This is a genomic window from Leifsonia sp. 71-9 (assembly GCF_001898805.1).
Lineage (GTDB): Bacteria > Actinomycetota > Actinomycetes > Actinomycetales > Microbacteriaceae > Leifsonia.
In genome coordinates this window covers 1-12,747 of the sequence record NZ_MKVJ01000016.1, presented here as the reverse complement: position 1 = coordinate 12,747, position 12,747 = coordinate 1, and the positions used below count along the sequence as shown (strand labels likewise).

General features: G+C 72.9%; 13 protein-coding genes and 1 pseudogene. 3 read left to right on the top strand and 11 right to left on the bottom strand.

Going from position 1 to position 12,747, the window contains the following annotated elements; translation table 11 throughout:
* Positions 1-5 precede the first annotated feature (5 nt).
* The 11 genes from hemL to hemE all read right to left on the bottom strand — a co-directional run bounded on the left by hemL (position 6) and on the right by hemE (position 9,918).
* Complete coding sequence (gene hemL, locus BGO91_RS09600) at positions 6-1,370, bottom strand: glutamate-1-semialdehyde 2,1-aminomutase (RefSeq protein ID WP_290472537.1); 1,365 nt, start codon at positions 1,368-1,370, stop codon at positions 6-8.
* Positions 1,367-2,338, bottom strand: coding sequence for a porphobilinogen synthase (hemB, locus tag BGO91_RS09595; RefSeq protein WP_290472564.1), 972 nt, complete (start codon positions 2,336-2,338; stop codon positions 1,367-1,369). The genes hemL and hemB overlap by 4 nt, the downstream gene beginning before the upstream one ends.
* Before the next feature lie 126 nt (positions 2,339-2,464).
* Positions 2,465-3,250: a uroporphyrinogen-III synthase gene (locus tag BGO91_RS09590; protein ID WP_290472536.1), complete on the bottom strand. Its 786-nt coding sequence runs from the start codon at positions 3,248-3,250 to the stop codon at positions 2,465-2,467.
* Entirely contained in the window at positions 3,247-4,248 is a 1,002-nt protein-coding gene (hemC, locus tag BGO91_RS09585) for a hydroxymethylbilane synthase (protein ID WP_290472535.1), read from the bottom strand. The genes BGO91_RS09590 and hemC overlap by 4 nt, the downstream gene beginning before the upstream one ends.
* A complete protein-coding gene (locus BGO91_RS09580) occupies positions 4,245-5,423 on the bottom strand; it encodes a ferrochelatase (protein ID WP_290472534.1) in 1,179 nt (392 codons plus the stop codon). Before BGO91_RS09580 ends, hemC begins: the two co-directional genes overlap by 4 nt.
* Positions 5,420-6,151, bottom strand: coding sequence for a hydrogen peroxide-dependent heme synthase (hemQ, locus tag BGO91_RS09575; RefSeq protein WP_290472533.1), 732 nt, complete (start codon positions 6,149-6,151; stop codon positions 5,420-5,422). Before hemQ ends, BGO91_RS09580 begins: the two co-directional genes overlap by 4 nt.
* 84 nt (positions 6,152-6,235) lie before the next feature.
* The gene (locus BGO91_RS09570) at positions 6,236-6,451 is read right to left on the bottom strand and encodes a DUF3618 domain-containing protein (RefSeq protein ID WP_290472532.1); all 216 of its coding nucleotides are present in this window, start codon (positions 6,449-6,451) and stop codon (positions 6,236-6,238) included.
* Positions 6,441-6,851, bottom strand: a complete 411-nt coding sequence (locus tag BGO91_RS09565; RefSeq protein ID WP_290472531.1) for a phage holin family protein — start codon at positions 6,849-6,851, stop codon at positions 6,441-6,443. Before BGO91_RS09565 ends, BGO91_RS09570 begins: the two co-directional genes overlap by 11 nt.
* A 28-nt stretch (positions 6,852-6,879) precedes the next feature.
* Positions 6,880-7,185, bottom strand: coding sequence for a hypothetical protein (locus tag BGO91_RS09560; protein ID WP_290472530.1), 306 nt, complete (start codon positions 7,183-7,185; stop codon positions 6,880-6,882).
* Between the two features lie 19 nt (positions 7,186-7,204).
* Complete coding sequence (hemG, locus tag BGO91_RS09555; RefSeq protein ID WP_290472529.1) at positions 7,205-8,785, bottom strand: protoporphyrinogen oxidase; 1,581 nt, start codon at positions 8,783-8,785, stop codon at positions 7,205-7,207.
* Entirely contained in the window at positions 8,782-9,918 is a 1,137-nt protein-coding gene (gene hemE, locus BGO91_RS09550) for a uroporphyrinogen decarboxylase (RefSeq protein ID WP_290472528.1), read from the bottom strand. Before hemE ends, hemG begins: the two co-directional genes overlap by 4 nt.
* Before the next feature lie 113 nt (positions 9,919-10,031).
* Between hemE and BGO91_RS09545 the strand changes: the two genes are divergently transcribed.
* From BGO91_RS09545 to BGO91_RS09535, 3 genes and pseudogenes are all read left to right on the top strand, one after another.
* Positions 10,032-11,327: a glutamyl-tRNA reductase gene (locus tag BGO91_RS09545; protein WP_290472527.1), complete on the top strand. Its 1,296-nt coding sequence runs from the start codon at positions 10,032-10,034 to the stop codon at positions 11,325-11,327.
* A 22-nt stretch (positions 11,328-11,349) separates the two neighbouring features.
* Entirely contained in the window at positions 11,350-11,976 is a 627-nt protein-coding gene (locus BGO91_RS09540; RefSeq protein ID WP_290472526.1) for a GNAT family protein, read from the top strand.
* Between the two features lie 94 nt (positions 11,977-12,070).
* Positions 12,071-12,747, top strand: a pseudogene (locus BGO91_RS09535) (glycine--tRNA ligase); the annotation flags it as partial.

The window sequence follows — 12,747 nt, the reverse complement described above, 5'->3', positions numbered from 1 at the left end:
TCGCGCTACGCGTCGTCGTCGGCGGTCGCTGCGGCAGCGGCGCGGGCTGCGGCGGGCAGTGCGTCCAGGATGCGGCCGACCGCGGCGTCGTCGTGCGCCGCGGTGACGAACCACGCCTCGAACACGCTCGGCGGGAGAGAGACGCCCGCGTCGAGCATGGCGTGGAAGAACGGCCGGTAGCGGAACGCCTGCTGCGTCTGCACCTCGGCGTACGTGCGCGGCGCCGCGGCGAAGTCGCCGAAGACGAAGCTGAACAGGCTGCCCGCGCGCTGCACGCGGTGCGCGACGCCCTCGGCCGCGAGCGCGTCGGAGACGGCCGCCGAGACGGTCTCGGCCACGACGTCGAGCCGGTCGTAGACGGCTTCGTCCGCGTGGGCGAGCGTCGCCAGGCCGGCCGCGACGGCGACCGGGTTCCCGGACAGCGTTCCCGCCTGGTAGACGGGGCCCGTCGGGGCGAGGAAGTCCATCAGCTCGGCGCGACCGCCGAGGGCCGCCAGCGGCATCCCGCCGCCGATGACCTTGCCGAAGGTGACGAGATCGGGCGTGTAGCCGCGGTCCAGGCCCCAGAAGCCGGACTCGCTGACCCGGAATCCGGTGAGCACCTCGTCCAGGATGAGCAGCGCGCCGAACTCGTGCGCGAGACCGGCGAGAGCCGCGTTGAAGCCCGGGTCCGGCGGGACGACGCCCATGTTGGCGGCGGCGGCCTCCGTGATGACGGCGGCGATGTCGGGCCCGTTCGCCTCGAAGGCCGCGCGGACCGCGTCGAGGTCGTTGTAGGGCAGGACGAGGGTCTGGGCGGCGGTCGCCTCGGTCACGCCGGCCGAGCCGGGGAGCGACAGCGTCGCGAGACCGGAGCCGGCCTCGGCGAGGAGCCCGTCGGAGTGGCCGTGGTAGTGGCCGGCGAACTTGATGAGCAGCGGGCGGCCGGTGAAGCCGCGGGCGAGCCGGATGGCGGTCATGGTCGCCTCGGTGCCGGTGGAGACGAGGCGCAGCTTCTCGACGAACGGCACGCGGCCGAGCACGGCCTCCGCGAGCTCGGTCTCCGCGGGCGTGGACGCGCCGAAGGAGAGCCCCTTGGCGGCGGCCTCCTGCACGGCGGCGACGACCGCGGGATGGGCGTGGCCCAGGATGGCCGGACCCCACGACGCGACGAGGTCGACGTACTCGCGACCCTGGGCGTCGGTGATGTACGGGCCCCGCGCCGACACCATGAAGCGCGGCGTCCCACCCACGGAGCGGAACGCGCGGACGGGCGAGTTCACGCCGCCCGGGATCACGCGCTGCGCGCGCTCGAACTGCGCGAGGTTCACGTCGCCGAGCGCGGCGCCGTCGACGAGCCCCTGGAGGTCGCTGCCCTGCACGTCGCTCATCGCAGCCACCCCGCGACCTCGGTCGCCCAGTAGGTCATGATGGCGTCGGCCCCCGCCCGGCGGGCGCCGATCAGCGTCTCCTCCACGATGCGGCGGCGGTCGATCCAGCCGTGCGCAGCGGCAGCCTCCACCATCGCGTACTCGCCGGACACCTGGTAGGCCCAGACCGGCACGTCGCTGATCGCGGCCACATCGCTGAGCACGTCGAGGTAGCTCAGCGCGGGCTTGACCATGAGGATGTCGGCGCCCTCGTCGAGGTCGAGGCGCGCCTCGCGCAGACCCTCGCGGCGGTTGGCCGGATCCTGCTGGTACGCGCGGCGGTCGCCGGAGAGCTGGGAGTCGACGGCCTCGCGGAACGGGCCGTAGAACGCGGAGGCGTACTTCGCCGCGTAGGCGAGCAGGACGACGTCGTGCCGGCCGACGGCATCGAGCGCGTCGCGCACCGCTCCGACCTGGCCGTCCATCATGCCGGAGAGGCCGAGCAGCTGCGAGCCCGCCTCGGCCTGGGCGAGCGCCATGTCGCGGTAGCGCTCGAGGGTCGCGTCGTTGTCGACGTGGCCGGCATCGTCGAGCACGCCGCAGTGGCCATGGTCGGTGAACTCGTCGAGGCACAGGTCGGTCTGCACGACGAGCGCGTCGCCCACCTCGGCCACGAGGGCGCGGGTGGCGACGTTGAGGATGCCCTCGGGGTCGGTCGCGGCGCTGCCGACGGCATCCCGGGTCTCCGGAACACCGAACAGCATCACGCCGCCGACGCCGGCCTCGGCCGCCTCGACGGCAGCGCGCTTCAGGGAGTCGATGGAGTGCTGTTGCACGCCGGGCATCGAGCCGATCGGTACAGGCTCGGAGGTGCCCTCGCGCACGAACATCGGCAGGATCAGCTCCGCCGGGTGGAGCCGCGTCTCCGCGGTCAGGCGGCGGAGAGCCGGACTCTGCCGGAGGCGACGCGGGCGGATGACGGGATGCAGCTCACTCACTCTCACCACCCTACGCCTGCGCGGCTGTGCGCCAGCCCGGCGCGAGCCCCGCGAAATTCGGCACGAATGTCGGGTTTCGCGACGTCAAAGCCGCGATTCGGCACGAATGTCGGGTGGTCAGGAGGCGCGGGAGCGGGCGACGTCGGCGACGGCGTCGATGAGGGAGGCGGCGGTGCGCTCCTCGGCGATGACGTCGACGCGGAGGCCGAAGGAACGGGCGTCGCGGGCGGTCTGCGGACCGATGGCGGCGACGAGCGTCGACTCGGGCACGGGGCCGAGCTGGAGCTGCACCTGCTCCGCCACCGAGCCGCTGGTGACGAGGATGGCCTGCACGAGCCCGTCGTGCACGTCGGTCACGACGTTCTCGGGCACGGAGACGCCGACGGTGCGGTAGGCGACGACCGACTCGACGTCGTGGCCGATCCGGCGCAGGCCCTCGGTGAGCAGGGGCTTCGCGATCTCGGAGCGGAGCGTCAGGATGCGCAGCGGCACGACGCCCTGCGTCGCCGCCTCCCACTCCTCCAGGAGGCCACGGGCGGAGTTGTCCTCCGACGGGACGAGGTCGACCTTGTAGCCGGCGGCCGCGAGCGCCGCCGCCGTGGTCTCGCCCACCGCGGCGATCCGCGTCGTGGACGGCACGACGACCCGCTGCGAGCTCAGCACGTCGACCGTGGTCGCGCTGGTGACGGTCATCCAGTCGAACTCGCCGGCGGCCAGCCGCTCCAGCGCGCGCTCCAGGGCGGGCGCGTCGGCCGTCGGGGCGAAGTTGATCATGGCCGCGACCAGCGGGGATGCGCCCTTCGAGCGCAGGTCCGCCGCGACCGAGTCTCCCCAAGGGCCGCCGCGCGGCACGAGGACGCGCCAACCGGCGAGGGGTTTGGATGCAGCGGACGGCTGGGTCATCGGGTACTCCCCAGGGGGGCCAGGCCGGCGGCCCCCGCGCCGAGCAGTTCGGAGACCACCCGCTCCCCCACGTCGCGTGCGGCCTCGTCGAGAGGGCCGGCGCTGAGCGAGTCGGGAGTCGCGGCGTGGGATGCGGTGATCCGCTCGGAACCGTCGGGACGGTAGACCGAGGCGGTCAGGAACAGCAGGCCGTCGTCGACGAGGGCGGTCGCGCCGATCGGGGCTGCGCACCCCGCCTGCAGTCCGGCGAGCACCGCGCGCTCCGCGGTGACGACGGCGTGAGTGGTCACGTGATCGACGGCGTGCAGGGCCCGGGCGATCGGCCCGCGACCCTTCTCGTCGCCGGCACGGACCTCCAGTGCCAGCGCCCCCTGTCCCGGTGCGGTCGGCATCTGCGAGAGGGCGAAGTAGTCGGTGACCGCGTCGAGGCGGCCGAGACGGCCGAGGCCGGCGGCGGCGAGCACGACGGCGTCGAGGTCGCCCTCGGCGACCCGGCCGAGCCGCGTGTCCACGTTGCCGCGGATGTCGACGATCTCGAGGTCGGGACGCGCGGACTTCAGCTGCGCGATGCGGCGCGGCGAGCCGGTGCCGATGCGCGCCCCCCCGGGGAGCGCGTCGAAGGTGAGGCCGTCGCGTGCGCACAGGGTGTCGCGGGCGTCGGCGCGCTTGGGCACTGCACCGATCACGAGGCCGGGGGCCGGGGCCGTCGGCAGGTCTTTGAGGGAGTGCACCAGGAGGTCGCACTCGTCGGCGAGCAGAGCCTCCCGCAGCGCGGTGGCGAAGACGCCGGTCCCGCCCAGCTCGGAGAGCGACTCGCGGGAGGTGTCGCCGTGCGTCGTGATCGTGACCAGCTCGACGTCCAGGCCGGTCGCGCGGGCGATCGCCTCGGCGACCGCCGTCGTCTGCGCGACCGCGAGCGCGCTGCCGCGTGTCCCCACGCGCAGCACGCCCTCGCGACGCTCGGCCGGCCCCTCGGCACGGCGCACGGCGCCGCTCACGGCGCCAGCCCGGCCGCGGCGGGCTTGAAGCCGAGGCGGACGTTCTCGCAGCAGCCGGGGCGGCAGACGTCGTACCAGGGCCCGAGCGTCGTCAGCGCGGGGCGCTGGTCGACCGGGACGCCGTCGCGGCGCTCCAGCACGAGGTCGACGAGGCCCTTCACGTACTTCGCGTGCGTGCCGGGGGTGGGGACGCGGACGGCGACGAGGCCGTTCTCCTCGCTGCTCTCCATCGCCTCGTTGTCGAGGTCCCAGAGGACCTCCATGTGGTCGCTCACGAAGCCCAGCGGCACGATGATCACAGCCTTGACGCCGGTGGCGGGCAGCTCGGCGATCCGGTCGTTGATGTCGGGCTCGAGCCACGGCATCGACGGCGGGCCGGAACGGGACTGGTAGACCAGATCCCAGCCGATGACGCCGCCGGTCGCCGCCTGCGACACGACCTCCGCGACCGCGAGGTGCTGGGCCGCGTAGGCGCCGCCCTCGCCGAAGCCGCGCTCGGCCGGGCCGGACTTCGCGGCGTCGGTCGAGGGGATGGAGTGGGTGGAGTAGAGGATGCGGATCTCGGTCGCCGGATCGATGCCGGGGATCTTCTCCTGCAGCTCGGTCACCGCGTTCTTCACGCCCTCGATGAAGGGCTCGACGAAGCCGGGGTGGTCGAAGAACTGGCGCACCTTGTCGATCTGGATGGTGCCCTCGAGGCCCGTCTCCTCCAGGACGCGCGCGAAGTCCTCGCGGTACTGCCGGCAGCTGGAGTACGAGGAGTACGCGCTCGTCGCGATGGCGATGAGCTTCGTGAAGCCCTGCTCCTGCGCCTCCTTCAGCGCGTCCTCGAGGTACGGGTCCCAGTTGCGGTTGCCCCACAGCACGGGCAGGTCGATGCCGCGGGAGGCCAGCTCGGCCTCCAGCGCCGCCTTGAGCTCGCGGTTCTGGTCGTTGATCGGGCTCACGCCGCCGAAGTGGCGGTAGTGGTGCGCGACCTCCTCCAGGCGCTCCTCGGGGATGCCGCGGCCACGGGTGACGTTGCGGAGGAACGGGATGACGTCGTCCTGGCCCTCTGGTCCGCCGAAGCCGGCGAGCAGGATCGCGTCGTACGCGACCGGCTCGGTGACGTGCTCGGGGCCGTCGGCGGCGGCGGGCGTCGCGCCGAGGACGCGCGCGGTGGTCTCGGCGCTCACTGGAGCACCTCCACGACCTCGGCCGGCTCGACGCGGCGGCCGGTGAAGAACGGGACCTCTTCGCGCACGTGCAGGCGGGCGTCGGTCTGGCGCAGGTCGCGCATCAGGTCGACCAGGTCGACGAGCTCGTCCGACTCCAGCGGGAGGATCCACTCGTAGTCGCCGAGCGCGAACGAGGCGACGGTGTTGGCGAGGACGCTGCGGAACGCGGCGCCCTTGCGGCCGTGCTCGGCGAGCATCCGGCCGCGCTCCTCGTCGGGGAGCAGGTACCACTCGTAGCTGCGCACGAACGGGTACACGCAGAGCCAGGCCTTCGGCTCCTTGCCGCGGAGGAAGCCGGGCACGTGCGCCTTGTTGAATTCGGCGTCGCGGTGCACGCCCATCGCGTTCCAGGTCGGCAGCAGCGCCTTCAGCAGCTGGGTGCGGCGGAGCTGGCGGAGCGCCCACTGCAGGCCCTCCGCGTCCGGGCCGTGCAGCCAGACCATCAGGTCGGCGTCGGCGCGCAGGCCGGAGACGTCGTAGAGGCCGCGGGTGGTGACACCCTGCAGCGTGATGTCGGCGATGACGCCCTCGAGCTCGGCGACGGCCTGGGGCACGTCGGTCCCGTCGAGGTCGTCGGGACGGGCGGGGTCTCGCCGGAGCACCGCCCAGAGGGCGAAGCCGGTCGGAGTGTCGCTGGTTTCTTCGGGGGCGGTCGACTCTGCCGGTGCGGCAGCCGGGGTACTCATACCCACAGTCTCCCTCTCAATCCTGTGAAGGCCAAAACCACGCGACGGAACAGCCGGCCCGACACCGGCGGAGCAGGAGGCGCGTCAGCGCCGGGTGAGGCGGACGACGCCCCAGACGACCCCGCCGACGGCGGCCGCGACACCCACCACGACGCCCGTGAAGGCGAGGGGGTTCCGGGTCGCGAGCGTCTTCACGCGCTGGGTGGCGCGCTTCGGGGCGTTCAGCTTGTACTCGATGGCGTCGAGGGTCGCGGCCAGCTCGGCGCGGGCGCGGTCGACGTCGCTGCGGTCAGTGGTCATACTTGCCCAGTCCCTTCAGAGCGTCGGCGTCTTCCTTGATGCTGTCGATGGTCTTCTGCGGTGCGACGCCCTGGATCTTCTTCAGGGACGACACCCCGATCAGCACCAGCACCGCGGCCAGGACCAGGAGGGCGCCGAACACGATGAGCGCGGCGGCCCAGCCCGGCAGCACGACGGCCAGCCCCAGGACGGCTGCGGCGACGAGCACGCCCAGGGCGAAGAAGCCGAAGACGGCGGCCACCACGAACAGGCCTATGCCCACGCCGGCATACTTCGCCTTCGCGGCGAACTCGGCCTTGAGGTGGGCGAACTCGGCCTTCACCAGCTCGATCAGCAGGCGCGGCAGGTCGGAGATCAGTTCGACGAGGGACTTCGCCCCCGCACGTTCACGATCTGTCATTCCGCTCACTCCCTTCGGGCGGACGCGCTCAGGCGTCCCGTTCGGCTCGCAGTGCGGCCTCGGCGGCCGGCGACGGATACGTCTGGCGCGATTCGCGACGGCGCTCGTTGGCCCGGACGACGAACTTCTTGACGGTCACGAACACCGTCTCCGGCAGCTCGCCGACCTTCTCGGCCACGAAGTCCTCGACCGCGTGGACCTGCTTCTGCACGCCCTGCGACTCCCAGACCTTGGTCGCGGCCGCCTTCATCTGGTCGTAACGCTTGCGCCCGGCACGCGTGCCGAGCACGTAGCCCACCGCCGCGCCCGTGACGAAGAGAAGCTTTCCGCGCATGTGGTCCCCTTTGCTCGGCCTACAGGTTGTCGGTCAGTGCCTTCCAGCGTAGACCCCGTGCATTCTCGGCGACCCGGCGTGCATCCGGGACGACCGAGGCGAGGCCCGTGCCGGTCAACCAGGAGCCGGTCACCTCGAGGCCTTCGATGGCGTCGGCTCCCTCGCGGACCCGCTGGATGCGGTCCCGCTGCCCCACTGTTGCATAGGGCAGGGCGTTCGTCCAGGGGGTGCGGGCGAATGCGACGAGATCGGATGCCCGCAGCGGAATATTGAGCAGGCGGCTCGCGTCGGCGATGGCCAGTTCGCGCAGCCGTGCGTCGTCCAGATCGCGCGATTCGGCCGGCCGGCCGGCGCGCCCGTACGAGAGCCGGACCACGTGGTGGCCGGGCCCGGCGGCCTCCGCCACCCACGCCCACTTGGCGCTCGAGTGCGTCATGGCCTTCGCGGTCACGTCGGCGTCGTCGGTGTCGGCGACGAGCACGCCCGTGCCCTGCGGTGCCGCCGCCAGGCGGTCGTCGGCGAGGACGAGCGTGACGAGCTCGACGCTGGACGCGGCGGGCCACTCCAGCTCCGCCAGCTCGGCGAGCGCAGGATCGGCGGTCGCCAGCAGGTCGAGAGCCGGGTCGGCGGGCGCGGCGACCACGACGACGTCGGCGGGGATCTCCTCGCCGTCTGCGAGGCGCACGGTCCAGCGCGCCGGGCGCTCCGGCTCATCCAGCGAGGGGATGGCGTCGAGCTCTCCGGCGACGATCGTCTCGAGCACGGCCTCGACCGTCTCGGCGGCGAGCTCCTCCTCGGTCGGCGCGGCCACGGGGTCGATCGCGGCGACCGGCGCATCCACCCGGATGGTCCCGCCGCGCTCCCGGATGTCGTCGGCGAGCGCCGCAGGAAGCCGCCACATCCCGCCGCGGATGCCGCCGACCGCGCTGCCGGCCTTCGCCGTCGCGCGCAGCTCGCCGACCGCGCCCGACAGGGAGCCGAGCCGGGTCAGGGCGGCGTTGAGCCCGGGCGCCACCACGTCCACGTCGAGGTCGTCGGGGCTGGCGGAGTAGACGCCGGTGACGACGGGGGCGACCAGGAGGTCGAGCACCTTGTCGCCCATCCGCTGGCGCACGAGCGCGCCCAGCCGCTTCTCCTGGCCGATCTTGAGCACGGGCTTCAGGCGGTCGAGATAGGCGCGGAAGGCGCCGCGGCGGCCGATCGCCGCCACCACGTCGCGCGCCAGCGGCGAGCTCGGGATGCCGAGCAGGCCGGCCTTGGGCAGCGGGACGGAGCGGCTGCCATGGCGCACCCAAGCGCCGGCCGCGTTCGGCTGCACCACGTCGTCCGCGAGGCCGAGCGACTCCAGCAGCGCGGCGACGTGGCCGCCGCGGGTGGCGAAGCTCTCCGCGCCGGCGTCGAGCGTGAGGCCGTCGAGCTCCAGCGGGGCGACCGATCCGCCCACGCGACCGGAGGCCTCAAGCAGCGTCACCGCGAAACCGGGGCGCGCGCACTCGCGGGCGACGACCAGGCCGGCGACTCCGCCGCCGACGACGACGATGCGGGTGGGCGGCGCCTCGACGGCGTGCCGGATCTCGTCGGCGAGCGCGTCCTCGCTCATTCTGGCCGCCAGCTGTGCACGAACTCCACCAGGCGGGTCAGCACGGTCGGATCGGTCTCGGGCGGGACGCCGTGGCCGAGGTTCAGGATGTGCGCCGGGGCGTCGCGGCCGCGCTCGAGCACGTCGGCGACATGGGCCTGCAGCACCTCCCACGGCGCGTCCAGCATCGCCGGGTCGACGTTGCCCTGCAGCGGCACCACGTGGCCGAGGCGGCGGCTGGCCTCGTCGAGCGGGATGCGGTAGTCGACGCCGACCGTGTCGGCCCCGACGTCGTGCATCGCCTTGAGCAGCTCGCCGGTGCCGACGCCGAAGTGAACGATCGGCACGTTGCGCGCCTCGGCCTCGCCGGTCGTGCTGCCCTCGGCGGCCGGGACCTCGTAGGTCAGGTCGCGCACGTGCGACAGCGCCCGCGCGGATGCGGGGGCGACGTGCTGCACGTAGTCGTGGAGCGAGAGCGAGCCGGCCCAGGAGTCGAAGAGCTGGGCGGCGCTGGTGCCCGCTAGCACCTGCGCGCGCAGGAACATGCCGGTGATGTCGGCCGTCCACGCCATGAGCCGGGCCCAGGCGTCGGGGTCCGCGTGCATCAGGGTGCGGGCGCGGATGTGGTCCTTGGAGGGGCCGCCCTCCACCAGGTAGGCGGCGAGGGTGAACGGCGCTCCAGCGAAACCGATCAAGGGGGTTTCGCCGAGCTCGGCGATCGTGAGGCGCACGGCCTCCGCGATCGGGGCGAACGCGTCGATGCCGAGGGAGACGGGGTCGACCGCGGTCAGCCGGTCGACGTCGTCCGCGGTACGCACCGCCTGCGCGAAGACCGGGCCCTTGCCGGGCTGGATCTCGACCTCCACGCCGGCGAGCTTGAGCGGGACGACGATATCGCTGAAGAAGATGCCCGCGTCGACGCCGTGGCGGCGCACCGGCTGCAGCGTGATCTCGCTCGCCATCGCGGGGTCGAGGCACGCGTCGAGCATGCGCGTGCCGACCCGCAGCTCGCGGTACTCCGGCAGCGAGCGGCCTGCCTGGCGCATGAACCAGACGGGTGTGGTCTCGGGGCGATCGGCCCGGTAGGCGCGGACGAGCGGGCTGGCGGCGGTGAGGCCGGAGGCGAGGGGGTGGGCGGGGGCGAGTGCGGTCACCCCCTGATTCTGCCAGGGCGGAATCTGCCAATCCCCAGGGAATCCGTGCGGCGGCCCTCATCCGGGCCCCGGCGGATTCGAGGTTCGCGCGATGCGAGCGTAGGCTTCCGCTCGTGCTTCTCTGCTTCTCGTCGAGCCACCGGACGGCGGATTTCGACCTCCTCGAACGGCTCGAGCGATCCGCTCCGGCCGTCACCGCGGCGCTCGCGGAGCACAGTGAGCTCGTCGCCGGATCGGTGGTCGTCGCCACCTGCAACCGCTTCGAGGCCTACCTCGACATCGACGACCCGCTGCCCTCCGCCCGCGCGGTGTCGTCCGAGACCGTGATCGACGCGGTCAGCGCGGCAAGCGGCATCCCCGCCGAGGAGCTGCGCGAGGCCAGCGCCGTCTACTGCGACCACTCGGTCGCCGAGCACCTCTTCGCCGTCTCCAGCGGGCTCGAGTCCGTGGTCGTCGGCGAGGGCGAGATCGCCGGCCAGGTGCGCCGCTCGCTCGAGTCGGCCCGCGCCGCCGGCACCGTCACCAGCGACCTGGAGCGCCTGTTCCAGGTCGCCTCCCGCACCTCCCGCGGCGTGAAGAACCGCACGGGCATCATGACCGCCGGCCGCTCGATGGTCCGCCTCGCGCTCGACCTGGCCGAGAGCCGCATCAGCGACTGGGCGCAGACCCGGGTGCTGCTCGTCGGCACCGGCAAGTACGCCGGCGCCAGCCTCGCCGCCCTGCGCGACAAGGGAGCGGAGGACGTGCGCGTCTACTCCGCTTCGGGTCGCGCCGCGAAGTTCGCCCTCTCGCACGACGTGCGCCCGGTCGTGGAGGGCGGGCTGCTCGAGGCCCTCGCCCGCGCCGACCTCGTCGTCACCTGCACCACGGTCACCGACTACGTGCTCACCCGCGACCTGCTCGCGGAGGCGATGGAGCAGCCGGGTGCCGCGGAGCGCCGCCTGATCGTCGACCTCGGCCTGCCGCGCAACGTCGACCCCGCCGTCGCCGAGCTGGAGGGCGCCGAGCTGCTCGACCTCGAGACCATCAGCATCCACGCGCCGCTGGAGGAGCTCACCGCCGCGGACGACGCGCGCAGCATCGTCGGCGCCGCCGCGGCCGAGTTCGCGGCCCAGAAGGCCGAGCAGGCCGTGACCCCCGCCCTCGTCGCCCTGCGCAAGCACGTGTTCGACGTGCTCGACGCGGAGATCGAACGCGCCCGCTCCCGCGGAGCGGACGAGCAGACGGAGGTCGCGCTGCGCCACCTCGCCGGCGTGCTCCTGCACACGCCGTCGGTGCGCGCCCGCGAGCTCGCCAGGAACGGCGAGGCCGACGCGTTCGTCGCCGGCGCCGCCGCCCTCTTCGGCCTCGAGCTCGAACCCGAATCCGTCCGGCCGCGCCTCAGCGCGATCGACGACCAGACCGCCTGACCCATCCCCGACCGGAGGACACGTGAGCAACGACGCCGCAGCCCCCACCGAGACCGTCGAGCCGCACGGCGCGACCGGCCTCCCCTACGCCGCGCAGGAGCTGCGCACCGAGCGCCTCGTGCTGCGCCCGCTGAACACCGGGGACCTGGACGACGTCCACGCGTACCAGAAGCTCAAGGACGTGGTGCGCTACCTCTACTGGGAGGTGCACGACCACGAGGAGTCGGCCAAGCACCTGCGCAAGCGCATCGCGATGAACCGCCTCGAGAAGGACGGCGAGGGCATCGTCTACGCCGTCGAGCTGCCCGACGCCGAGGGCGGCCACGGCCGCGTCATCGGCGACATGAGCGTGTTCCTCAAGTCGGCGGCGTGGGGCAAGTTCGAGATCGGCTGGGTGTTCCACCCCGCCTTCCACGGCAACGGCTTCGCCAGCGAGGCGGCCGACGCCATCCTCGGCCTCTGCTTCGACACCCTCGGCGCGCACCGGGTCTTCGCCCAGCTCGACGCCCGCAACGAGGCCTCGGCCCGGCTGTGCGAGCGCATCGGGATGAAGCAGGAGGCGCTCCTGCGCGAGACCGAGATCTTCAAGGGCGAATGGTCCGACACAGCGGTCTACGCCCTGCTCGAAGAGGAGTGGCGCTCGCGCTGAGCCGGACCGCCCGGCGCGGGCACCGGCGCATCCTCGTTAGGATGGTTGCGGACTTCTCCACCCACCCGCACCGACCCCACGAGCAGGGAGCACCATGGCCGCCACGTCGAAGCTGGATTCCGTCATCACGCTGGCACAGCACCGCGGATTCGTCTTCCCGTCCGGTGAGATCTACGGCGGCACCCGCTCGGCGTGGGACTACGGCCCCCTCGGCGTGGAGCTGAAGGAGAACATCAAGCGCGAGTGGTGGAACCGTTTCGTGCGCGGCCGCGGCGACATGGTCGGCCTCGACTCGGCGATCATCCTGCCGACGCCGGTGTGGGAGGCCTCCGGCCACGTCAAGGTCTTCAGCGACCCCCTCACCGAGTCGCTCATCACCCACAAGCGCTACCGCGCCGACCACCTCTTCGAGGCGTACGAGGCCCAGCACGGCCACCCGCCGGTGAACGGCCTGGACGACATCGCCGACCCCGACCACCCGGACAAGGTGGGCCAGTGGACGCCGATCCGCCAGTTCTCGGGCCTGATGAAGACCTACCTCGGCGTCGTGGACGACGAGTCCGGCCTCCACTACATGCGCCCGGAGACGGCGCAGGGCATCTTCACCGACTTCGCGTCGGTGCTGCAGACCTCGCGCAAGAAGCCGCCGTTCGGCATCGGCCAGATCGGCAAGGCGTTCCGCAACGAGATCACGCCGGGCAACTTCATCTTCCGCACCCGCGAGTTCGAGCAGATGGAGATCGAGTTCTTCGTCGAGCCCGGCACCGACGA